General features: G+C 57.7%; 24 protein-coding genes and 1 pseudogene. 10 read left to right on the forward strand and 15 right to left on the reverse strand.

The window, feature by feature from the left end; all coding sequences use genetic code 11:
- Positions 1 to 67: 67 nt before the first annotated feature.
- From aruF to acs, 9 genes are all read right to left on the reverse strand, one after another.
- Entirely contained in the window at positions 68 to 1,087 is a 1,020-nt protein-coding gene (gene aruF, locus AAEZ05_RS24590; RefSeq protein WP_350649299.1) for an arginine/ornithine succinyltransferase subunit alpha, read from the reverse strand.
- A 226-nt stretch (positions 1,088 to 1,313) separates the two neighbouring features.
- The gene (locus AAEZ05_RS24595; RefSeq protein ID WP_045057452.1) at positions 1,314 to 2,534 is read right to left on the reverse strand and encodes an aspartate aminotransferase family protein; all 1,221 of its coding nucleotides are present in this window, start codon (positions 2,532 to 2,534) and stop codon (positions 1,314 to 1,316) included.
- A 326-nt stretch (positions 2,535 to 2,860) separates the two neighbouring features.
- A complete protein-coding gene (locus AAEZ05_RS24600; protein ID WP_010457247.1) occupies positions 2,861 to 3,841 on the reverse strand; it encodes a GlxA family transcriptional regulator in 981 nt (326 codons plus the stop codon).
- A 287-nt stretch (positions 3,842 to 4,128) separates the two neighbouring features.
- Entirely contained in the window at positions 4,129 to 4,893 is a 765-nt protein-coding gene (locus tag AAEZ05_RS24605) for an ABC transporter ATP-binding protein (protein WP_045057453.1), read from the reverse strand.
- 27 nt (positions 4,894 to 4,920) lie between these two features.
- On the reverse strand, positions 4,921 to 6,033 hold the full coding sequence (locus AAEZ05_RS24610) for a M14 family metallopeptidase (protein ID WP_350649301.1): 1,113 nt from the start codon (positions 6,031 to 6,033) through the stop codon (positions 4,921 to 4,923).
- Between the two features lies 1 nt (position 6,034).
- Entirely contained in the window at positions 6,035 to 6,733 is a 699-nt protein-coding gene (locus tag AAEZ05_RS24615; RefSeq protein ID WP_045057455.1) for an ABC transporter permease, read from the reverse strand.
- Complete coding sequence (locus AAEZ05_RS24620; RefSeq protein ID WP_045057456.1) at positions 6,730 to 7,419, reverse strand: ABC transporter permease; 690 nt, start codon at positions 7,417 to 7,419, stop codon at positions 6,730 to 6,732. The genes AAEZ05_RS24615 and AAEZ05_RS24620 overlap by 4 nt, the downstream gene beginning before the upstream one ends.
- 92 nt (positions 7,420 to 7,511) lie before the next feature.
- Positions 7,512 to 8,285 (reverse strand): L-arginine-binding protein AotJ, encoded by a 774-nt coding sequence (aotJ, locus tag AAEZ05_RS24625; RefSeq protein ID WP_045057457.1) that lies wholly within the window; start codon positions 8,283 to 8,285, stop codon positions 7,512 to 7,514.
- A gap of 698 nt (positions 8,286 to 8,983) precedes the next feature.
- A complete protein-coding gene (acs, locus tag AAEZ05_RS24630) occupies positions 8,984 to 10,939 on the reverse strand; it encodes an acetate--CoA ligase (protein ID WP_205892650.1) in 1,956 nt (651 codons plus the stop codon).
- Positions 10,940 to 11,412: 473 nt separating this feature from the next.
- Here acs and AAEZ05_RS24635 point away from each other — a divergent pair, with 473 nt between their 5' ends.
- From AAEZ05_RS24635 to AAEZ05_RS24655, 5 genes are all read left to right on the forward strand, one after another.
- Positions 11,413 to 11,676 carry a DUF2790 domain-containing protein gene (locus tag AAEZ05_RS24635; protein ID WP_045057831.1) on the forward strand — a complete coding sequence of 88 codons (264 nt, stop codon included), beginning with the start codon at positions 11,413 to 11,415 and terminating at the stop codon, positions 11,674 to 11,676.
- A 184-nt stretch (positions 11,677 to 11,860) separates the two neighbouring features.
- Positions 11,861 to 12,136 carry a hypothetical protein gene (locus tag AAEZ05_RS24640; RefSeq protein WP_045057830.1) on the forward strand — a complete coding sequence of 92 codons (276 nt, stop codon included), beginning with the start codon at positions 11,861 to 11,863 and terminating at the stop codon, positions 12,134 to 12,136.
- Positions 12,137 to 12,654: 518 nt separating this feature from the next.
- Positions 12,655 to 13,905: a ribonucleotide-diphosphate reductase subunit beta gene (locus AAEZ05_RS24645; RefSeq protein WP_045057829.1), complete on the forward strand. Its 1,251-nt coding sequence runs from the start codon at positions 12,655 to 12,657 to the stop codon at positions 13,903 to 13,905.
- A 386-nt stretch (positions 13,906 to 14,291) separates the two neighbouring features.
- Positions 14,292 to 14,807, forward strand: a complete 516-nt coding sequence (locus tag AAEZ05_RS24650) for a BRO-N domain-containing protein (protein ID WP_045057833.1) — start codon at positions 14,292 to 14,294, stop codon at positions 14,805 to 14,807.
- A gap of 138 nt (positions 14,808 to 14,945) precedes the next feature.
- A complete protein-coding gene (locus AAEZ05_RS24655; protein ID WP_045057828.1) occupies positions 14,946 to 15,641 on the forward strand; it encodes an HNH endonuclease in 696 nt (231 codons plus the stop codon).
- A gap of 116 nt (positions 15,642 to 15,757) precedes the next feature.
- Here AAEZ05_RS24655 and AAEZ05_RS24660 read toward each other — a convergent pair whose 3' ends face one another.
- From AAEZ05_RS24660 to AAEZ05_RS24670, 3 genes are all read right to left on the reverse strand, one after another.
- Positions 15,758 to 16,318: a GNAT family N-acetyltransferase gene (locus AAEZ05_RS24660; RefSeq protein WP_350649303.1), complete on the reverse strand. Its 561-nt coding sequence runs from the start codon at positions 16,316 to 16,318 to the stop codon at positions 15,758 to 15,760.
- A complete protein-coding gene (locus AAEZ05_RS24665; RefSeq protein WP_045057826.1) occupies positions 16,290 to 16,601 on the reverse strand; it encodes a type II toxin-antitoxin system TacA family antitoxin in 312 nt (103 codons plus the stop codon). Before AAEZ05_RS24665 ends, AAEZ05_RS24660 begins: the two co-directional genes overlap by 29 nt.
- A 283-nt stretch (positions 16,602 to 16,884) precedes the next feature.
- Positions 16,885 to 17,250: an avidin-fold protein gene (locus tag AAEZ05_RS24670; RefSeq protein WP_350649305.1), complete on the reverse strand. Its 366-nt coding sequence runs from the start codon at positions 17,248 to 17,250 to the stop codon at positions 16,885 to 16,887.
- A 65-nt stretch (positions 17,251 to 17,315) separates the two neighbouring features.
- Between AAEZ05_RS24670 and AAEZ05_RS24675 the strand changes: the two genes are divergently transcribed.
- Together AAEZ05_RS24675 and AAEZ05_RS24680 are read left to right on the forward strand one after the other, a co-directional pair.
- Positions 17,316 to 17,549, forward strand: coding sequence for a hypothetical protein (locus tag AAEZ05_RS24675; RefSeq protein ID WP_045057824.1), 234 nt, complete (start codon positions 17,316 to 17,318; stop codon positions 17,547 to 17,549).
- Complete coding sequence (locus AAEZ05_RS24680) at positions 17,546 to 18,184, forward strand: helix-turn-helix domain-containing protein (RefSeq protein WP_350649308.1); 639 nt, start codon at positions 17,546 to 17,548, stop codon at positions 18,182 to 18,184. The genes AAEZ05_RS24675 and AAEZ05_RS24680 overlap by 4 nt, the downstream gene beginning before the upstream one ends.
- Positions 18,185 to 18,315: 131 nt before the next feature.
- On the opposite strand, the gene AAEZ05_RS24685 is transcribed toward AAEZ05_RS24680, so the two are convergent.
- Positions 18,316 to 18,561, reverse strand: coding sequence for a type II toxin-antitoxin system Phd/YefM family antitoxin (locus tag AAEZ05_RS24685; RefSeq protein WP_045060753.1), 246 nt, complete (start codon positions 18,559 to 18,561; stop codon positions 18,316 to 18,318).
- Between the two features lie 474 nt (positions 18,562 to 19,035).
- Here AAEZ05_RS24685 and AAEZ05_RS24690 point away from each other — a divergent pair.
- A pseudogene (locus tag AAEZ05_RS24690) lies at positions 19,036 to 19,382 on the forward strand (type II toxin-antitoxin system RelE/ParE family toxin).
- 14 nt (positions 19,383 to 19,396) lie between these two features.
- Entirely contained in the window at positions 19,397 to 19,687 is a 291-nt protein-coding gene (locus tag AAEZ05_RS24695) for an XRE family transcriptional regulator (RefSeq protein ID WP_045060752.1), read from the forward strand.
- Between the two features lie 195 nt (positions 19,688 to 19,882).
- Here the strand turns inward: AAEZ05_RS24695 and AAEZ05_RS24700 are convergent, their stop codons facing one another.
- Both AAEZ05_RS24700 and AAEZ05_RS24705 read right to left on the reverse strand, forming a co-directional pair.
- Positions 19,883 to 20,392 carry a hypothetical protein gene (locus AAEZ05_RS24700; RefSeq protein ID WP_045060751.1) on the reverse strand — a complete coding sequence of 170 codons (510 nt, stop codon included), beginning with the start codon at positions 20,390 to 20,392 and terminating at the stop codon, positions 19,883 to 19,885.
- A 202-nt stretch (positions 20,393 to 20,594) separates the two neighbouring features.
- On the reverse strand, positions 20,595 to 21,518 hold the full coding sequence (locus AAEZ05_RS24705; RefSeq protein WP_350649310.1) for a LysR family transcriptional regulator: 924 nt from the start codon (positions 21,516 to 21,518) through the stop codon (positions 20,595 to 20,597).
- A 110-nt stretch (positions 21,519 to 21,628) separates the two neighbouring features.
- Here AAEZ05_RS24705 and AAEZ05_RS24710 point away from each other — a divergent pair, with 110 nt between their 5' ends.
- Positions 21,629 to 22,714 carry a TauD/TfdA family dioxygenase gene (locus tag AAEZ05_RS24710; RefSeq protein WP_350649312.1) on the forward strand — a complete coding sequence of 362 codons (1,086 nt, stop codon included), beginning with the start codon at positions 21,629 to 21,631 and terminating at the stop codon, positions 22,712 to 22,714.
- Positions 22,715 to 22,718: the final 4 nt, after the last annotated feature.

Raw genomic sequence — 22,718 nt, forward strand, 5'->3', positions numbered from 1 at the left:
GGCCGCTTGCGCCACCCGCGAAACTTCGCTGCTATCTAGGCAATTCTTTCCAGGCGCGGCAGCGGGGTTAAACCGCTACCAGGCGCACGCTGGCACCTTCACCGACACCCAGGGCCTCGGCTGTTTCCAGGTCCAGGGTCACGGGTTTGCCCGGCGCATAATCGAGCTCAAGCAATACGGCGCGGTAATCCTGCAACTGGGCATTGGCCACCAGGTACTGGCGCCCGACACCTTTGGCCGGCTCGCCGATTTTCACCGGTACCACACGGCTCTGGGCGATGGAGCGGATCCCCGAGACGCGCGCATGCAGGGTTGGGCCGCCGTCGAAAATATCGATGTAATGATCGGTCTCGAAGCCTTCGCGCATCAGGATGTCGAACGTGATCTGCGCCCGCGGGTGCACCTGGCCCATCGCCTCCTGGGCGGTGTCCGGCAGCAACGGCACGTAGATCGGGTAATGCGGCATCAGTTCAGCGAGGAAGGTGCGGCTTTTCAGCCCGCACAGGCGCTCGGCTTCGGCATAGTTGAGGTCGAAGAAGTTACGCCCGATGGCATCCCAGAATGGCGAGTCGCCGTTCTCGTCGCTATAGCCGACGATCTCGGTTACCACGGAATCGGCAAAACGCTCCGGATGGCTGGCCACGAACAACAGGCGACCACGGGAGTTAAGCTCGGCCCAGGGCGAACCCACCAACTCACGCTGCACGTAGAAGCTGGTGAGCAAGCTGTTGCCGGTCAGGTCGTGGCACTGGGACAACACGTGAATCTTGTTATGAATCTTCAGCTCGCGGGAAGCGTGCACGAAGGTTTCATTGCGAAAGCTGTAGAAGGGTTCCGAATAACCGGCCGAGGCCACGATGGCCGAACAGCCGACCAGCTTGCCGGTGGCGGTGTCTTCGAGGACGAAGAAATAGGTTTCCTCGCCGTTGAAGCTCACTTCGGCGGCAAACGACGCTTCGCTCGCAGCAATCTTCTCGCTCAGGCGTTCAACGTCATCCGGCAAGGAAGTGACACCAATCGGGCTGTCCGCAGCCAGACGCTGTACCTCGCCCAGATCAGCCATTTGCGCGGGGCGCATCACCAGCATGGTGTCACTCCTTAATCTCAGAACTTACAAAAGAAAAAATCCCGGGCCATCCCTGAAACAACTCAGAGTCAACTGTGGGAGCCAGCCTGCTGGCGATAGCGTCCTGTCAGGCAACAATGATGTTGGCTGTCAGGCCCTCATCGCCAGCAGGCTGGCTCCCACAGTTTGATTCGGTCCGGCATAAAAATTGGGATCGACGCCTGAACGCTCAGGCGCCGAAGGTCTATCAGGCTTGCGTCAACTTCGCCGCAGCGCGTTCGAAACGATCCAGGCCGGCATCGATATCGGCATCTTCAACCACCAGGCTCGGGGCGAAACGAATCACGTCCGGGCCCGCCTGCAGAATCATCAGGCCTTCTTTCTCGGCAGCGTTGAAGATGTCCTTGGCCTTGCCTTTCCAGGCGTCATTCAGCACGCAGCCAATCAGCAGCCCCAAGCCACGCACCTGGGTGAACAGGCCGTACTTCTCGCCGATCTGCTCAAGGCGCGCCTTGAACTTGTCGTGCTTGGCATTCACGCCAGCCAGCACTTCAGGGGTGTTGATCACGTCGATCACCGCTTCGGCGACCGCACAGGCCAGCGGGTTGCCGCCGTAGGTGGTGCCGTGGGTGCCGACCACCAGGTGCTTGGCCAGCGCTTCGGTCGTCAGCATCGCCGCGATCGGGAAACCGCCGCCCAGGCTCTTGGCGCTGGTCAGGATGTCCGGCGTCACGCCGTAATGCTGGTAGGCGAACAGCTTGCCGCTGCGGCCCATGCCGGTTTGCACTTCGTCGAACACCAGCAGCGCGTCGTGCTCGTTGCACAGCTCGCGGGCGCCTTGCAGGTAAGCCAGTTCGGCCGGCAGCACGCCGCCCTCGCCCTGGATCGGCTCCAGCACCACTGCACAAGTCTTGTCAGACACCGCCGCTTTCAAAGCGGCCAGGTCGTTGTAAGGCACGTGGGTGATACCGGTGATCTTCGGACCAAAGCCATCGGAATACTTGGACTGGCCACCGACGTTGACGGTGAACAGGGTGCGGCCGTGGAAGCTGTTCAGCGCCGCGATAATTTCGTACTTCTCGCTACCAAAACGATCAAACGCGACGCGACGCGCCAGCTTGAACGCGGCCTCGTTGGCCTCGGCACCGGAGTTGCAGAAGAACACGCGCTCGGCAAAGGTGGCGTCGATCAGTTTATGCGCCAGGCGCAGGGCCGGCTCGTTGGTGAACACGTTGGACACGTGCCATAGCTTGTTCGCCTGCTCTGTCAGGGCACCGACCAGCGCTGGATGAGCGTGGCCCAATACGTTAACGGCAATCCCGCCAGCAAAGTCGATCAACTCGCGGCCGGACTGGTCCCACACGCGGGAACCGGCGCCACGCACCGGAATGAATGCGGCAGGCGCATAGTTGGGAACCATTACCTGGTCAAAATCGGCGCGTTCTACCGCAGCGTGCTCAACGGACATCGGAGTCTCCTGAAGAGGAACACCCGCCTGGAACTGGCGAGCGATGGGGGGATTGTAGGGAGAGTTTTCGCCCTGGCCTTGCCGCCAAGCGACAACTTCTTATAGCGCAAACCCCGGTTTCAACCGGGTTTACGGCAATGCGACATATAGCTTCGCAAAGGCGCAGTTTAAACTGTCGAGCGTGCTTATAGGCAGTACTGCGCAAACCGATGCTCTGTAGGAGCTGCCGCAGGCTGCGATCTTTTGATTGTGATTTTTCAAGATCAAAAGATCGCAGCCTGCGGCAGCTCCTACAGGGGATAGTGACCGATCAACGGGCGCTGGAGCTAGCCGCGCTCGGAAGGCACCGACGACAATTCGAACGGGCTGCTGCTGCGCCGCTGGTTGCGATCTTCCCGTGGCGTGGCACCGAAGAAGTTGCGGTAGGCGCTGGAGAAATGCGGCCCCGAGGAGAAACCGCAGGACAGGCCGATCTGAATGATCGACTTGCTGGTCTGCATCAGCATCTGCCGGGCCTTGTTAAGCCGCAGTTCCAGGTAGTACTGGCTGGGCACGCGATTGAGGTATTGCTTGAAGATGCGCTCCAGCTGCCGACGGGACACGCACACATGCTGGGCGATTTCGTCGGTGGTTAGCGGCTCTTCGATGTTGGCCTCCATCAGCAACACGGCCTGGGTCAGCTTCGGATGGCTGGAGCCCAGGCGGTTCTGCAGCGGAATGCGCTGGCGCTCACCGCCTTCGCGAATACGCTCGACCACCAGTTCCTCGGAAACCGCACCGGCCAGTTCCGCACCGTGATCACGGGCCAATACCGCCAGCAGCAGGTCGAGTACCGAAAGGCCGCCGCACGCGGTGAGGCGATCGCGATCCCAGTCGAACAGATGACTGGTGGCGATGACTTTCGGGAAGCGCTCGGCGAAATCGTCCTGCCAGCGCCAGTGCACGGCGGCCCGATAACCGTCGAGCAAACCCAACTGCGCCAACGGGTAGACACCGGCAGACAGGCCACCAATGACACAACCGGCGCGCACCAATTGTTTCAACGAACTGCTGAGGGCCGGCGCGAGGGTGGTCGGCGGCTCGTCAGCGAGCAGAAACAGTTTCTGGAAGTTTTCCAGCTTGCCGGCCCAAGGCTCGCCCGGCAATTGCCAGGCGCCTTCGGTCGGCGGTTCGGCCTGCAGGAACGACAGCTCGTAGACAACGTCCGGATGCACACGCTGGGCAACACGCAAGGCCTCCTCAGCCAGCGCAAGCGTCAGTGCTTTAGTGCTGGGCCAAATCAGGAAACCAATTCGATGGGCAGTCATGGAGGGCAGTCCGAAACGAAAACAGTGATGAAGGCATGGGCCAATGCTAGCCCGAAAATGAACGCAAATCTTGAAACCGGCACCGATCAACTATGGGGGGCCGGCCGGCTCGCGCCCGCCCCTACACCGATGATCTGTAGGAGCTGTCGAGTGAAACGAGGCTGCGATCTTTTGATTTGAACAACCAAGATCAAAAGATCGCAGCCTTCGGCAGCTCCTACAGGGGGATCGCGGCCAGCTTCAGGGTGCGAAGCATGCACCATCCAGGTGCACAACGGCAGTCCTGATTACTTCAGGCTACCCGAGAGGAATTGTTGCAGGCGCTCGGACTGTGGGTTGACCAGTACTTCGCGCGGATTGCCGCTTTCTTCAACGATGCCCTTGTGCAGGAACACCAACTGGTTCGACACCTCGCGGGCGAAGCCCATTTCGTGGGTCACCACCACCATGGTCCGGCCTTCCAGCGCCAGGGCCTGCATGACTTTGAGCACGTCGCCCACCAGTTCCGGGTCGAGGGCCGAAGTCGGTTCGTCGAACAGCATCACTTCCGGCTCCATCGCCAGCGCACGGGCAATCGCAACGCGCTGTTGTTCGCCGCCGGACATGTGGCCCGGGTAGGCGTCCTTGCGATGGGCCACGCCCACCTTGTTCAGGTAGTGCTCGGCCTTCTCGCGGGCTTCAGCCTTGGACATGCCCAGCACGTGCACGGGCGCTTCCATGATGTTTTCCAGCGCAGTCATGTGCGACCACAGGTTGAAATGCTGGAACACCATCGACAGGCGCGAACGCATGCGCTGCAGCTGCTTCGGATCGGCGGCTTTCATGGCGCCGTCCTTGTTCGCCACCAACTTGAGCTCTTCGTTGTTGAGCAGGATACGGCCCGCGTGCGGCTGCTCGAGCAGGTTGATGCAACGCAGGAAAGTACTTTTGCCGGAGCCACTGGAGCCGATGATGCTGATCACATCGCCAGCCGCCGCTTTCAGGGACACACCCTTGAGCACTTCGTGACTGCCATAGCGTTTATGCAGGTCTTGGACTTCAAGTTTGTACATGCGGTCGGTTCTCACAAAAACAGTCAGTCAGTCGTTGAGCAAGCGCCCGTGACGCAGCGCTTCGCGCCCCGCCACCTTGGCCAGCCAGAAACCGGGTTGGGCATAACGCAGCCGTTCAATGGCAAACAGCACCCCGGACGTACCAGCACACACCGTGCTGACCCGATCCGCCAGCGGATCGATCACTTCGAAAATCTCGTCACCGGCCTCGACCCACTCGCCGGGCTTGCGCAAAAAGCTGATCACCCCCGGGTGCGGCGCGAACAGCAATTCAGTGCCTTCGAACGGCATGCCTTCGCAGGCATCCCGGCCAGCCTTGGGCCACTCACCGCTGAACAGGCCCTGCTCGGCCAGGAACGCGAGGATGCCTTCGGCATACGCTTGCGCTTCCCCGCGACCGGTATCAGCCTGACCACCAAGCTCGATGGTCGTCGCCAGGCACGCCAATGGAATCGGCGCCTCGGGAAACAGCCGCGACAGGCGCAACCACGGGAGCGAGCAGGCCTCGTCGAAGGAACTGCCGCCGGAATCCTCCGCCAGCAAACCCACCTTCACATCCAGGTGCGCGGCGAGCGAACGCCACTGAGGCCAGTGTTGCGGCAGTGCGTACATGTGCAACGCCGCTTCCGCATCGCAATGCAGGTCCAGCACCACATCGGCGGTGCAGGCATGGCTGAGCAGCACGCGCTGCATGCCTTGCAACTGGCTCGAAGCCGGCGGCAATGCGTCGAGCGCATCGCTCATGGCCTGGCGAATCAGCCGAATGTTGGCGTGGGCATCGTCGCCCAGGCGGCCTTGCACAGCAGCGGCCACCGGCGCACTCAACTCGACGAAATCGCGGTTGAAATTCTTGCCGCTGCCGGCTTCAAAGCGCCCTTGATGACTGCCCTGAAGCAACTGCCCAAGCCCCAGTGGGTTAGCCACCGGCACCAGTTCAATCACGCCGTTGAGCAAGCCTTGGGCTTCGAGTTCAGTCAGACGCTTTTTCAGTTCCCAAGCCGTGCGCATACCCGGCAGTTCGTCGGCGTGCAGGCTGGCCTGGATGTAGGCCTTGCGCTCACCTCTACCGAAGCGGAACACCGAAATCTGGCGTTCGCAGCCCAGGTGACTCCACGGCAATGGGTGGTCGATGCGTTCCATATCAATGCTTCCGCGGGGCCAGATAGCCCAGCCAGCGGCGCTCGGCCATTTTGAACAGGCGCACCAGGATGAACGTCAGGCACAGGTAGAACACGCCGGCGGTGATGTACGCCTCGAACGGCAGGTAATACTGGGCGTTCACGGTACGCGCGGCACCGGTGATGTCGATCAGGGTCACGATGGAGGCCAGGCTGGTGGTCTGCAGCATCATGATCACTTCGTTGCTGTACTGCGGCAACGCCCGGCGCAAGGCCGACGGCAGCAGGATGCGCTTGTACATCTTGTAGCGCGACATGCCCATGGCCTTGGCCGCTTCGATCTCGCCGTTCGGCGTGGCGCGCAGGCTGCCGGCGATGATTTCTGCGGTGTAGGCGCTGGTGTTGATCGCAAACGCCAGGCACGCACAGAAGGTGGCACTGGACAGCCACGGCCACAGGAAGCTTTCGCGTACGGCCTCGAACTGCGCCAGGCCGTAGTAGATCAGGAACAGCTGCACCAGCATCGGCGTGCCGCGGATCACGTAGGTGTAGAGCCAGGCGCTCATGTTCACCACCGCGTTCTTCGAGACGCGCATCAGGCCCAGGGGCAGCGCACACAGCAGGCCGAAAAACAGCGACAGGCCAAGCAGTTTCAGGGTGGTCAGCAGGCCGCCGAGGTACAGCGGCAAGGCCTCCCAGATGACGTTGTAGTCGAAGATCATAGATCAGCCGCCCTTACGCCTACCGAGTAGCGCTTCTCAAGTTGACGCAGTATCAGCAACGAGACGCTGGTGATCACCAGGTACATTGCCGCCACTGCGAGGAAGAAGGTGAAAGGCTCGCGGGTGGCATCTGCCGCCTGCTTGGCCTTGAACATCATGTCTTGCAGACCCACCACCGAAATCAGCGCGGTGGCCTTGGTCAGTACCAGCCAGTTGTTGGTGAACCCCGGAATCGCCAGGCGAATCATCTGCGGGACCAACACCCGGAAGAACACCTGAAAACTGCTCATGCCGTACGCCATGCCCGCCTCTGCCTGACCCTTGGGGATCGCCATGAAGGCGCCACGGAAGGTTTCCGACAGGTACGCACCGAAGATGAAGCCCAGGGTGCCGATACCGGCCGCCAACGGGTTCAGGTCGATGTAGTCGTCATAACCGAGCATCGGTGCCACGCGGTTGAGCAGGTCCTGGCCGCCGTAGAAAATCAGCAGGATCAGTACCAGGTCGGGAATACCGCGGATCACCGTGGAATACAGATCGCCCAGCCACGCAAGCCAGCGCACCGGCGACAGACGCAATGCAACGCCGATCAGCCCCAGAACGATGGCCAGGGCCATGGACGACAAGGCGAGCTGAAGCGTCAGCCATGCGCCATCGAGGATGACAGCCCCGTAGCCTTTCAACATGATTCAGGTCCTCGAAAGTTGGGATGAAAAAATGGCGCAAACCTCAGAGATCCTGTTGCTTGCGCCATTTCGGACTTGTCGCCGGGACGTTGTTACTTGCCGTAGATATCGAAGGCGAAGTACTTGTCCTGGATTTGCTTGTACTTGCCATTGTCGCGGATGGCAGTGATCGCGGCGTTGATCTTGTCTTTCAACGCGTCACCCTTGCGCACTGCGATACCGACGCCGTCACCGAAGTATTTAACGTCAGTGAAAGCCGGGCCCACGAACGCAAAACCTTTGCCGGCGTCGGTTTTCAGGAAACCGTCGTCCAGCAGGGTGGCGTCAGCCACGGTACCGTCGAGACGGCCTGCGGCCACGTCGAGGTAGATTTCGTTCTGCGAACCGTACGGCTTGATCTCGGCACCCAGCGGGGCCAGCACTTCACGGGCGAAACGCTCGTGGATCGAACCACGTTGCACGCCGATGTTCTTGCCCTTGAGCTCGGTCAGGCCGTCGCTGACCTGAGTGCCGGCCTTCATGACCAGGCGCGCAGGGGTGTTGTAGTACTTGTTGGTGAAGTCCACGGACTTCTTGCGGTCTTCGGTGATCGACATGGACGACAGGATCGCGTCGATCTTGCGCACCTTGAGTGCCGGGATCAGGCCGTCGAACTCTTGCTCAACCCAAACGCACTTGACCTTCATCTCTTCGCACAGGGCGTTGCCGATGTCGTAGTCAAAACCCACGATGCTGCCATCCGGCGACTTGGAGGCGAACGGAGGGTAAGCCGCTTCGATACCGATCTTCACCGGCTTTTCGTCAGCGAAGGTAGGCAGCGACAGCACGGACAGTGCCAGGGCGCCAAGCAGCACGAGTTTCTTCATCTTGGTACTCCATCGGTATAGGGCTAAAAGGCAGAGTGAGCGACAGCCCAACATGCGAGTGAGTAAAACCGGAAAGCGATTGCTGCGTCCTACGTAACACGCGTTGTTTTCAACGCACGCAACGACGAGCGAGTGATCGGCATTCTAACGACAGGCCCGAAGCCGATATTTCTTCAATGCGACAACAAATTACAGAAGCACCGAGAATGCCGTTTTGGCACGTTGACAGCCCTGCAATTTCATGCAAGAGCAAAAGAAAGTTAACCGATCTATGCTGCAAATTGCGGGCCTATTATTGGCAAAGCCTTCTAATCCGGCAAGCGTAGCGTGGGGACTTATTTTTTAGACAGGCTGCAGACGCCCAAGGATGGGGCTTTGCGTTTCCCTATGCCCCGGATCGGGGCGGGCGGTTACACATTAAGTTACTTGAACGATAGCCGGTAACAGTGGGAAAAGGATGACAGGGGATGCCGATAATTATTGGCTGATGTTCGTTTAGCGTCTGACTGATCGCCATCGCTAGCAGGCTAGCTCCCACAGGGGGACATGCGCTGGACTCAGATTTTGAATCCACTGGAGATCCTTGTGGGAGCTAGCCTGCTAGCGATGAGGCCCGAACAGCCCCCACAAAAACCCCAGACAAAAAAAACCCATCCGGCACAACACCGGATGGGGTTTTACTGACTCAGAGAAGGCGATTAAGCCACATTCATCGTCTTGTGCGTATCAATCAAATGCTGCACCACACCCGGATCCGCCAGGGTGGAGATATCCCCCAACCCATCGTACTCAGCGGTCGCAATCTTGCGCAGAATCCGCCGCATGATCTTGCCCGAACGCGTCTTCGGCAGCCCCGGCGCCCACTGGATCACATCCGGTGAAGCAATCGGCCCGATCTCTTTACGCACCCAGTTCTTCAACTCCAGGCGCAGCTGCTCGCTCGGCTCTTCGCCGCCGATCAAGGTCACATACACATAAATGCCCTGGCCCTTGATGTCGTGCGGCACTCCCACCACGGCCGCCTCGGCGACTTTAGGGTGAGCAACCATCGCGCTCTCGATCTCGGCGGTGCCCATGCGGTGACCGGACACGTTCAGCACGTCATCCACGCGACCGGTGATCCAGTAGTAACCATCCTCGTCACGACGGGCACCGTCACCGGTGAAGTACATGCCACGGAAGGTCTTGAAGTAGGTGTCGACAAAACGGTCATGGTCGCCATACAGCGTGCGCGCCTGGCCTGGCCACGAATCCAGAATCACCAGGTTGCCCTCAACCGCGCCTTCCAGAATATTACCCAGATTGTCCACCAGTGCCGGCACCACGCCGAAGAACGGACGAGCTGCCGAACCAGGCTTCAAGCCATGCGCACCCGGCAGCGGGCTCATCATGTTGCCGCCGGTTTCGGTCTGCCACCAGGTGTCGACGATCGGGCAGCGCGACTGGCCGACCTTCTTGTAGTACCAATCCCAGGCTTCCGGGTTGATCGGCTCACCCACCGAACCCAGCAGGCGCAGGCTGCTGCCGTCAGCGCCTTCAACTGCCGCGTTACCCGCCGCCATCATCGCGCGGATCGCCGTTGGCGCGGTGTAGAGAATGTTGACCTTGTGCTTGTCGACGATCTTCGCCACCCGGGTGATGTCCGGGTAGTTCGGCACGCCTTCGAACAGCACGGTAGTCGCGCCATTGGCCAGCGGGCCATAGACGATATAAGTGTGGCCGGTGACCCAACCGACGTCGGCGGTGCACCAGTAGATTTCACCCGGGCGGTAGTCGAACACGCGCTCGTGGGTCATGGCCGCATACAGCAGGTAACCGCCAGTGGTGTGCTGCACGCCTTTAGGCTTGCCGGTGGAACCGGAGGTGTAGAGGATGAACAGCGCTTCTTCAGCGCCCATCTCTTTCGGCGCGCAGACGCTGCCCGCCACTTTCATCAGGTCTTCGTACCAGATGTCGCGATGCTGGTTCCACTTGATGTTGCCACCGGTGCGCTTGCACACGATGACCTTCTGAATGCTGCTGGTCTCCGGATTGGTGAGCGCGTCATCGACGTTGGACTTGAGCGGGATCTTCTTGCCGGCACGAATGCCTTCGTCAGCGGTGATCACCACCTTGGATTTGCAATCGATGATCCGACCCGCCAGGGCTTCCGGCGAAAAACCACCGAACACCACCGAGTGAATTGCGCCGATCCGGGTGCACGCCAGCATGGCGACCACGGCTTCGGGGATCATCGGCATATAGATAGTCACCACGTCCCCGCGATGCACATCCTGGCCGCGCAAGGCGTTGGCGAACTTGCAGACTTCTTCGTGCAATTCACGGTAGGTGATGTTGCGGCTTTCGGCAGGGTCATCGCCTTCCCAGATGATCGCGATCTGATCGCCGCGCTCGGCCAGGTGGCGGTCCAGGCAGTTGTAGGAAACGTTCAGGGTGCCATCGGCGAACCACTTGATGTCGACGTGGTGATCGTCGAAGGAAGTCTGCTTCACCGTGGTGAAAGGCTTGATCCAGTCGAGGCGCTTGGCTTGCTCGCGCCAGAAGCCGTCCGGGTTGACGACCGACTGCTGGTACATGGCTTTGTAGGTTGCCTCGTCGGTCAGCGTGTTGGCCGCTACCTCGGGACGAACGGGATACAGGGAAGCCGCACTCATCTTTCTTACCTCGGTGGAATAGTTGTTTTTGTATGGCCCTGTTGTAGCCCGGGGCGGCCCTATAGAACCATTCGACGATGGTAGTAACAAGCCCCTACAAATTGCCCTGACAATCCCTTTCCCCCGCTCCGCCGGGTATCTACGCCCCCTGTAGGAGCTGCCGAAGGCTGCGATCTTTTGATCTTAAAAGGTCGCCAGGATCAAAAGATCGCAGCCTTCGCCAGCTCCAACCGGGATCGCATACACCAGACCATTGCGTGATTGTTACGAAATCTGTCAAAAGTGTTTATCAAAACCCCACCTATATGAATCCACCCCCCACGCCTAAAATCCCTCTCGCCAACAAGGCAACCCTGATTAACCAAGTTGCAGCCCCCACGAAGGCAGTTAATCAAAACCCCGGCAATCAAGTTCCACACGCAACCCCCTAAAGGTTGCGTGACCCCACTCGACCTCTAAAAGGTAAAACTGAGATGAAAGCTTTATTAGTTCTGGCCCTCTCCAGCCTGTGCGCAACCGCCATGGCAGACGAGGTCCCGACTGATGTCGCACAGCAACAACCGGTAGTTGAGGAATACACTTACTCCACCCATCTGGACATCGCCAAAGTCGTGTCCATGAGCGAAATCCCCAACGTCTGTGAAGTGGTGCCGATGAAAATGGAATACGACGATTCCCACGGCCAACGACACATCCTGCGCTACAGCATCATGGGTAACGGCTGCTCCAACGGCTAAACACCCGCCCGACTCTTTATAAACGGCTCGACCCGTCTCAATCAGACAGATGCAGCGCCGAGCCTAATACATCGATTTATTAGATTATTTTAAGCGCTTATTTGCACTTTTTAATCAAATTATCTGGCGTAGTATTGATTCCACACCCAAGGCACAAAACGCCAACGAACCTGGAGCAACCACCATGAAAACCCAACTGATCCTCGCCCTGACCCTCTCCGTCCTGGCCGCCAACACCTTCGCCGCCGATGGTTACGATCGCACCGGCTCGGCAGCTTTCACCACCGAAGCCGCAGTCGCCTCCGACGGCTACGACCACACCGGTTCCGCGTCCTTCGCCGCTGATGGTGCCGATCACGTCGGTGCTGGCAAACTGGCCTCCGACGGTTTTGATCGCACCGGCGCCGCCAAAGTCGCCGCAGACGGTTCCGATCACGTCGGCGCAGCGCGCTTCAGCTGATCACATCGCGTGACTTTACAGCCCGACTTCGGCCGGGCTTAGTTGTGTCTGGGGCCATCGAAAACCCGCTCAAAACACAACATGTAGTAAAAAAGCGCTTTTTTGGCTGTTTTTTGTACAAATCAAACGGCCCGGAAAAATTAATCAAAAAAAATCTTCACCCGCGATATCCAGCCAAAGCCCTGTAAACCCTCGCTCCGACCGAAAATCCCCTCTTCTTCACCGCCGCATGTGCGGATTCGCCCCACCACGGCCGCAAAAATTTCCCTATAATGCCGGCTTAAACGGGCCTGCAATATCCCCTTACAGGGATGACAGCCAGTCTGAAGCCCACGCCGAAGTCGTCATCGATTCCGGCGCCCGTCAGAGGCTCTCGGAACCCCGTACAAAATTATGTTTATTTGCCTGCGTGTACCGCTGCAAAAAACGCTATCCAACGCGGCCAGAACGGTCGTGTGAAAAACCAACCTTTCAGTTTTCACACGGGCATCTGGCCCTCACGCAGGAGACGACACGTCATGCTGAGCTGGGACGAATTCGACAAAGAAGACAGCGGCGAGACCGTGGTTAAAGGCGCCAATGCCGGCCACGCGACTGAAGCCAACATGGACCGCCTCGACACCGCCGGTGGTGTTGCGGCTCAAGAAGCTCGCGCTGTAACCGCGTCCGACTCCGCCGCCATCGCTCGCGCCAAGGCTGCCCTGGACAACCTCGACGTCGCCGAAGGCCTGGCCGAACTCGAAGGCGCCTCTGCCCGCGTCGCCGTTGACGAAAAGCGCATGATCAACTGCCGCGCCGACCTCAACCAGCTCGTACCTTTCAAGTACGACTGGGCCTGGCAGAAGTACCTGGACGGTTGCGCAAACCACTGGATGCCGCAAGAAGTCAACATGACCGCCGACATCGCCCTCTGGAAAGACCCGGAAGGCCTGACCGACGACGAGCGCCGCATCGTGATGCGCAACCTGGGCTTCTTCTCCACCGCCGACTCCCTGGTTGCCAACAACCTGGTGCTGGCCGTGTACCGCCTGATCACCAACCCGGAATGCCGCCAGTACATCCTGCGCCAGGCGTTCGAAGAGGCGATCCACACCCACGCCTACCAGTACTGCATCGAATCCCTGGCCATGGATGAAGGCGAGATCTTCAACATGTACCACGAGATCCCATCGGTCGCGAAAAAAGCCACCTGGGGCCTCAAATACACCCGTTCGATCTCCGATCCAAAGTTCGAAACCGGCACCGTCGAAACCGACAAAGAGCTGCTGCGCAACCTGATCGCCTACTACTGCGTTCTGGAAGGCATCTTCTTCTACTGCGGCTTCACCCAGATCCTCTCCATGGGCCGTCGCAACAAGATGACCGGCGTCGCCGAGCAGTTCCAGTACATCCTGCGCGACGAATCCATGCACCTGAACTTCGGCATCGACGTGATCAACCAGATCAAAATCGAAAACCCGCACCTGTGGGATGCCGAGATGAAGGAAGAAGCTTCGCAGATGATTCTGCAGGGCACTCAGCTGGAAATCGAATACGCCCGTGACACCATGCCTCGCGGCGTGTTGGGCATGAACGCGGCGATGATGGAGGACTACCTCAAGTTCATCGCTAACCGTCGTCTGTCGCAGATCGGTTTGAAGGAAGAGTACCCAGGGACGACTAACCCGTTCCCTTGGATGAGCGAGATCATGGACTTGAAGAAAGAGAAGAATTTCTTTGAGACTCGGGTTATTGAGTATCAGACTGGTGGGGCGTTGAGCTGGGATTGATTTCTTGGCTAGTCCCGATTGAACGATGGTTATTTAATCGTTAAATCGAACGAAAAAAGCCCTGACTTGATCGGGGCTTTTTTATTTGTGCAGAATCTTACGCCGCAACGGAAACCTCCTACAAATCTCTCAGCCTCTCCCGCATTGATACCTATTGAAAACATCCATATGCTTTGCCCAGGTGCCTAAGAAACGCCCAACATAGAAGCGCAGCCAATACGTCAGACACGCAATTCACTTTGGTGATTGTGGTGCAGATGTGCAATGGCTCTGCTCGTTGGGATTTTCTTCCACTCTACGTTGGGTTTGGCCCGCCTGAATTCACGTAGAGGTCATGGATATGCCGGAATACACCTTCTTCCCATCTTGCAATGGGGGCTCAGATAATGACTGATCCCTATTCTGTAACTGTCTTCTCTCGCCGCAGCCTCTCACTCCACACCCTCCTCCTGGAAAACCAGCCGTGGTTCTGCGCTCGCGATTTGGGTCGTTTAATGGGCTTCCATTTGAGTGATCGGATCGTGAGCAAACTGGATGAGGATCAGAGGCAAAGGTTGCTGATCGAATACTACGGCCAGCCGGAGGAACGGCTGATGATCAGTGAGTCCGGCGCGTATGCGTTGTTGGTTTATCACTACGCGCCCGAGAATCGGTTGTTGCGTGAATGGTTAACTCATCAGGTGGTGCCGGCGCTGCGTGATGCAGGGGGGGCGAAAAACCTGGACCGGCCAACAATGAGCTTGATGAAAGGGCCTGGAATGTCGCTCAGTCTCCTGCATTGGCAGGACGAAAGCTGGATTCGATTGCGCGACATGCCTTATCTGCTGCTCAATCGCACGCGGCGGCGGATACCGGTGGTTAAGCCGTTGTGGCGGAGGGTTGTAGAGGTGTTTCAGTCTTAGAAACAATCGGTGGGTTATTGCGGTGGCGTCGTTGTAGGACAGATTGAGCGACGCGTAGGTATTCTCTGTAGGAATTTTCGTAGACAGCCGTGATGGCCACTCAGTATCGTCCGAGGGTTTTCAACCCTCGGCGATTGTATGGACATTGGAAAGAAGAACGAAGATTGGAGCGAGGCCGAGATAAAGGCATCAGTCGGTGCCTATCTGACGATGCTTACACTTGAGCAGAAAGGGCAAAAATTCAATAAAGCTCTAGAGAATCGCTTGCTTCGTCAGGGTGCATTGGCAGATCGCACCGAAGGTTCCGTCGAGTTCCGGATGCGCAACATCTCCACCGTCTTGCAACGAATGGGACGCGATTGGATAGTGGGATACAAACCTGCGACGAATGTAGGCGCCAATGTCGAACAGGGCATTCGCGAAGCACTTGTCACTGACGTCTTTGAACCGTCTGCCGACGAAGACACTCTTGAGCGTCGTGCCATAGCCCTTGAGCAGAAGACGTTCGAGAAGGCACCAAAAGGTATCTTGAAACCCAAGCAAACTGTGTCCAGCAGAGCCGCTTACATTCGTGATCCCGAGGTCAGGGCTTGGGTTCGGCAGGAAGCTAAAGGTATCTGTGAGGGCTGCGGTAAGCCTGCACCGTTTGAGAAAGACGGAACGCCGTTTCTAGAAGTCCATCACGTTAAGCATTTGGCGCAGAAAGGTTCGGATCGGACGAGCAATGCCGTCGCACTTTGCCCGAATTGCCATCGACGCTGTCATCATTCGAACGACAGGGAAGCTTTTACCTTGGCGCTTTACACGAGGCTGAAACGACTGGTGCGGGAATGATCGCGAACTGACAGGTATTGACAGATGGGTTAGCTAGGTTTAGCAGGCCATTCGTTATCAATGTGACTCTGCATACAAAGTTTCATTGATAACGACATAGGCAGACTCTGCTAGAGCTAGTCAGCGTTCTCCAGGCAATCATTATATGCCTCCATGATTACGCAGATACCCAGCAGCATTGGTGTGCTCTGATGTTCATCAGGGTCACCCAAAACTTTAAAGCCAAGCCGGCTGTAGAATTTTACAGCACCAGGGGCTGCATCCAGATACAAGCCTTTAATGGGTATCTGCATATGCAGTCGTGCGGTTTCCATCAAAGCGTTTCGCATCAGGGCGAGGCCTACCCCACACTTCTGAAGCTTCTTATCTACGCCAAGCATGACGAGCCGTACGACGGGAATCTGTTTCGTTAGATTCGTCGCCTTGGAAAGCCCAGCCTTCGCCTTCTCCCGCGTGATTTCACTGACGGTTAGGGTGCAAAACCCCAAGAGATCGTGGCCGACAATTGCGCCGACGCCTTTAACGTTTTCGCTTTTCAAGGCCCGACGCAGCCGACTATTGAAATATTCGTTGATTAGCGGTAGCCCGCAGTCGAAGTCTTTAGGGAAGTTGTACTGCTCAAAAGTTGCTAACAAATTGCAGTCGATTTCACACGTTACGGTCTCTGAAGTTCCCATGAGTCCCTCTCATCAGATTTATCAAAGCCTTGGTAGGCTTGGCGCTTTTGTCCTCATTGAGTACTTCTTGTAGTCGAGCGAAGGTTTTTTCCGAAACCTCAATCCTTCTGTGGTTTTCAAGTACAGCTTCAGCACGTTCAAAAGCGGAAGACATTATGAAAGACGTCATGTCTAAGCCAGATAGCAGTGCTGCTTTTCGGATAGTTTCTTTCGCGATATCCGTGGTCTTGATTTCAAGCCTTGCAGTTTTTGGCGCTTTAAGTAGTTCTAGTAATTCAGTCATGAGAATGCCTTTTGTGTAGTCAGTGGTTTTCCCTTTTAGGTGGTTATCCTAGAGGCGCTTGCGCACCTTTACCGTTTTAAGCTTCATGGTAAGTCCCTTAGTGGTTCAGTTTTAGGTTCAGTAGGCGGGACATATCTAGCCTTACGGTACGGACCATAGCCGTACAATACTCACCATGTCAAGGAGCATCCGTACATCATCCGTACGCTATAATCATACCGAGCAGCACCGCTCGCAACTGCTTGGACTCTTTGGAGCCGGTAGTGATTGCTCGGTCACCCCGCTACTCCAAAATCTCAACATAACTCGACTCCCCACCGCCACTCGCCCCCGACAACCACCCCCAAACAAACGCCAGCGTAGTCCGCCCCGCCTCATCAACGCCCACCGTTCCACGGGACCAACCGGCCAGGATTTCGCCCTCGGTGGTGATGCAGTGATAAAGCAACTCGATGGTATCGACACCGGTCACGCGGCCAACCTGGTGGCCCATGCGAATTCGGCCACCTTGGTAGGTGCTTGAAATGGCATCGCCCTCAACCTGGTAATGAAACACCGTGCCAGTGCCGGAGAGTCCGTGGGTGTTGCCGGCTACGGTGAAGCGGCGGTTGTTCAGGCGTTGATTGATTTGAGGAAGGGGTATTTGCATGGGGGCGCGTCCTTTAGGGCAGTGTGTTCATTCCGTTCTGGATGATCGTAAGCGATTCTGTCGGGATGGGTGAAGCCGCCATTCACACAAGGTTTGCGAAAAAACGCAGGGCGTTTCGCGAGCCCGCTCCCACAGGGGTTCGGGCCGAAATTTTACGAACCTCATGGGCTGCGCTTGAATCCAACAATGACGTGTCAGAAGTCACCCGGCAGAAGTTCTACGTCAAACACATCTACACGCATGCCGATTACGACGTTGCCAACGTCTGGTATGCAAGAAACAAAGGGGTAAAACGATGAGCGCAGCCCGGAACGACTTTCAAACCGTGATCGCAACGCTTGGCGAGCTGCACGCGACGCTGGAGCGCCTGCGCGGTGAATTTGTGCACGGCATCAAGACCCCCGCTGACTATGAGCGTGCGACCGACCTGCTCGATGAGCTCACCGACGGGCGCGAATTGAGCAAGATCGAGGAGAAAATCCTCATTGAGCTCGAAGACGAAATTCTGGCCTACCAGCGCGACTCCGACCAGTTTCGCGAATCGACTGCCGCTTTTGAGGCGACGTGCACCCCTGTGCAGCTGATCAAGGATCTGATGGAGACGCTCGGGCTCACCGGTTCGGACCTGCCTGAAATTGGTGACAAAACGGCAGTCTCCAAGGTACTCAGTGGGGATCGGCCCATCAGTCACAAGATGGCGTACGCGTTGGCAGAGCGGTTTGCGATGGAACCGGGTGCTTTCGTGTCCGCAGCCCCGGGAAAGGCAGTGCCTGCCGAAACCGCTCGCCCCACGGTCAAGAAAACCTCAATTTACAACCGCCTTCGCAATGACGGCCGGATAGCACGACCAGCGAAAGAGGCCGACGCCGGCGAATACAAAATTGTTGCTGCCAAGGGCCGCAGACCGACAGATAAAGCGCCGGTTAAGGGGTAGGTTTATTCACTGCCCCTTTCGCGCAAGCCCTCCCGCACAGGGGGCTGCCACAGGGTTGGCAATATCAGTGCCCAGTGCCGGATCGTCGGACAGCCACCAAAGAAACACGTGGGTATCCAGCAACAAGCGCCTCATAGGCTGCCCTCAAATCCATCAATGATGTCCTCAGGGGTCTTATCGAAATCGGCAGACATTCGAATTTTCCCCTTCAACCGCCCAGGCTTACGCGCCCGAGGTGTATCGATATGAGGCAGCAGATCCACATAAGGCTTGCCTGCCTTGGTAACCACAATCTTGTCGCCATGCCATGCACGTTCGGCGAGTTGAGATAGTTGGGATTTCGCTTCGTGCATGTTTACTTGCACAAGTTCACTCATATGCACCTCAATAGCATTAGGTAATGGCAGCCCAAGTCGATGCTTCTCCAAAGGCAAGGCGTCGAGCAGACCGTCTGTCAAAAATGGCGTCTCAAGGTTCTGACTACGACGTTGCCCTGAGTAGGCTACTCAGTGAACTGATCAAGCAAGCGTCGTGAACTATCACGCGCAAACCAGTTACCCAGTGGCGTTCTTAAGCTTTTCGCGAGCTAGCTCGCTCCTACAATGGAACCGAGCCCGCCATGAATACCCTCGCCTCCTGCCCATGCAGCAATCATCTGCGGTCTGAATGCCCTACCAGACCCCGAACAGGACGGCGCAAGCGTTTATGAACGCGTCTGCCCAGACTTCCGAATACGGACATTTCTTGTATCTGATCAGGTCGTGAAATAAGCGGCCGTTTGATGAACTATCAAGCTCTCATGTGATTGCCCAACGGCTTGCGCCATGCACCTTTTTTGGTACCCTCAACATATGAATGGAATCCCCCTCGTATTATCCGTGCGCTTTTTTCGCACAGAGGCCGGTAACGAGCCTGTTCGAGAATGGCTAGCTGACCTTGATAGGGACTCCAGACGAATCGTCGGCACGGATATCAAAACGGTTCAAATAGGTTGGCCTATAGGAATGCCGGTTGTTCGTAAGCTTGATGCCGGGCCGGGCTTTGGGAGGTACGTTCGGAGCTGTCAGACACTATAGCTCGTGTCATATTCACCGTCGTAGGCAGCGAAATGGTTCTGCTTCATGGGTTCATCAAAAAAAGTCAGAAAATGCCGGCCGCCGATATGAATACCGCGAGACTTCGTAAAGCAAGATTATGAGGAGCAACAACACCATGACCGATCCTATCGGCTCCAATTTTGACGATTTCCTCGCAGAACAAGGGATGCTCGAAGAGGTCTCCGCCGCTGCCCTCAAGCGCGTCATCGCCTGGCAGATTGCCCAAGCGATGGCCTCTCAGAAAGTCAGCAAAAAGACGCTGGCCCTGCGAATGCACACCAGTCGTACCGCTGTGGATCGTGCGCTGGATCAGAATGATGCTGGGATGACGCTCGCGACTTTGGCGAGCGCCGCACGTGCGCTGGGTCACCGGGTTGAAGTCAGATTGGTTCCGGAAAACAGTTGAATGCGGCGGTCGACAATGAGTCGGCCGAAAAGTCAGCCTTGCTGAATCTGTCTTTCCAACACCCGAACCTCCTGCTTCACCTCTCTGCGCAGGGCAGAGACATAAATCTGCGAGGGCGTACGGGGTGGCATGTGAGAAGGTTCGGCACAGGCTTGTGGCTGCTCTTCAGCCATTTGCATTGATCTATCAATCCAATCAGCGAAGCCGATAAGAACCTATTCCGCCGACCACGCGCTCACCCAAAGCGTGTAAAGCGAGCATGACGTCATTCAGATCACGACCGGTCAACTCCGCGAGCTGTTCGCCACTTTTTGACAATCCCCCTTTGAGGTGACTCAAAATCTGATTTTCGAGCCTTGTGTAATCGTCAAGACGTTCCGCCAGATGCCCCTGTCCTTGGTATTTCACGAGCAACTGCTGAGCAGTTTGACAATCCGCAGCCTGCCGATCCCGCTCAAGAGTTAAGATTTCATTCCGATCGAGTAATTGTTGATACAGGTGCTTCTCATCTTTCCTGTTCAGTCGGAACACCAGGCTCAAAATGATCGAGACCGCCGCCAGCACCATGAAAAGCACCCATAACGGAACATCACGGGACAGTAGTGCGAGCACTCCTGATGCACCGTCAGGCACGAAGTAAGCAGTGATTGTTAAGATGGATGACACCAGGGATATGGTGTTGAAGTAAAGCCAGCCGTGCTTCATTGCGATGAATCCTCCTTGAGACGCGTTGCCGAATTGGCCGTTGCATTGTTTCCTCTGCGAACGACAATCGCAATCTGTTGGAGGAATCTGCCGGGCAGTGCGTGCCAACCAACGAACATCGTCCAGCACGGTCAGCAGGATGACACCCGGTAGGTTTCCCGGCCCTCAGGGCCTGATTGTGCTCAATCAAAAGGTTCGCGGCTTAAGGTAAATGCTTGCGCTCAAGACTGTCACCAAAGGCTCGAATCACCTCCAGTAGCGCCTTCACCCGCAGTGGCAAGTTCCCGGCCGGGTATACCGCGTGCATCTGCGGGTTGTCACCGTTGCTGGAGGTGAGCCGGTACTCGGGGCAGACCCGGCGCAGGCGCCCCGCTTGCACTTCGGGCTCCGCCAGCCAGTCCGCCAGGCGGGCGATGCCGATGCCCGCCAGGGCGGCCTGGAACACCGCCACGCCCGAGCTGAAACGAAACCGTGGGTGGACCCGAAGGCTGATGGCCTGCTGCTCACTGCGAAAATTCCATTCCTTGAGGATGCGCGGTGCCGTGTGCAGGATCAGCGCGTGGGCTTCCAGCCCGTCAATGGTCTCAGGCGTGCCGCACCGCTGCAGGTAGCCGGGGCTGGCGTACAGATGACGCGAGTAACGCCAGAGTGGATAGCCGATCAGGTCACTGGATTGCGCAAACGCGCCGCGAATCGAGAAGTCCAGCTTGCTCCTGGCCGGGTCGAGGGTCTCATCGGTAAAGATCACGTCGACGTTCACGTCCGGGTAACGCTCGGCGTACTGCGCGATCAATTGCGGCAAAACGCCGTGGCCGAGGAACTCCGGGGCGGAAAAACGCACCCAGCCGCTCGCCATGCCGCTGAGACCGGCCAGGTCTTCATCCGCCTCACGTTGCACATCCAGCATTTTGCAGGCATGGGGCAGCAAGCGTTCACCCGCCTCGGTCAGGCTTACGGCGCTGGAGGAGCGATTAAACAACTTGGCCCCGGCACCTTCCTCCAGGCCTTGAACGGCGCGGGTCACCGCACTGGGGGAGCGCCCCAGCACGCGTGCCGCCGCGATGAAGCTGCGCTTGCGCGCTACGGTCACGAAGGCTTCGAGCGCCCACAGCTGATCCAGAGCCATTGATCACCTCGTTGCAGTTATCGCAACGTGGCATTGCAACACAAAAAAGGCCGGTCCGTTAACCTTCGCGCTCAACGTACAGGGATGTAGGCACACAGGAGCAAACGGACATGACAAAGATGGAAAAAATAATCGGGGCATCAACGACCTCTTTGGGGGAACAGATTCGTGACTGGCGGCCCAGTCACTCAGCGAGTTCAACCCGACAGGCGATACCGCAGATTCATATCTCGTTCCAGGAGCAGCAAGCGCTTCGCGCCGGCCTGGCCTCCCTGGCCGTGACCGACAGCCTCTCCGGTATCCGTCACATGCCAGCCTTGGGGCAGTTGCTTGAGAGCGTCCTTTGCAGTGAAAAAATCGAGCGCTTGCGTAACTTTCCCAAGGCCCCCGAGGAGGCAATGATCGTCAGGGGGCTGCCCCTGGACTCACACCTGCCCGCCACCCCCTACGACATGGCGCCGGGTATTGAGCAACTGCCGGTAGTGGCCGGCGCGATCCTGGCGGTGCTGCAGACCCTGCAAACCCATCCGGTGGCCTACGAAGGTGAAAACGACGACACGGTGTTCCGCCACGTGTCGCCCAAGCAACAGTGTGAAGCCGAAAAGAGCTCTTACGGGTCGCGCATGGACCTGTGCATGCACGTCGACAACCCGCACCTGCCCTTGACCTGCGAACCGGTCTCAGCGTTGTCGGCCTGTCCGGAGTACCTGTGCCTGACCGGTCTGCGCTGCGAGCTGGATGTGCCGACCCGTATCGTTGCCATTAGCGACGTGCTGGCCATGTTACCCGCCTGGGTTGAAACAGCCTTGTCACAACCGCAGTTCGACATTCGCCGACCGGTGTCCTTCGGCAAGCCAGGCAATGTGCTGGAACAGGTGCCCCTGCTGTACAAAAGCGCAACCGGCGAGCTGTTTTGCCGTTACAACAAAGCCAGTGTCACCGCCACCGGCGCCATCGCGAACCTGGCCCTGCAGCTGTTCGAAGCCGCCGCCAATCACCCCGATGTCGTACGCCCCGTCCTGCTGCAAGCGGGGGACATGCTGATCTTCAAGAACCAGCAAACCCTGCATGCCAGGGAAGGTTTTACCCCACGCTACGACGGACGCGACCGCTGGCTGCTGCGCGTTTTCGGGGTCAACGACCCGGCCCGTGTGCTGGCGCTGAACCCCCAACAACCCTTCATCGCAAGAGCCTGATGTT

The organism is Pseudomonas sp. HY13-MNA-CIBAN-0226, assembly GCF_040310305.1.
Classification (GTDB): Bacteria; Pseudomonadota; Gammaproteobacteria; order Pseudomonadales; family Pseudomonadaceae; genus Aquipseudomonas; species Aquipseudomonas gregormendelii.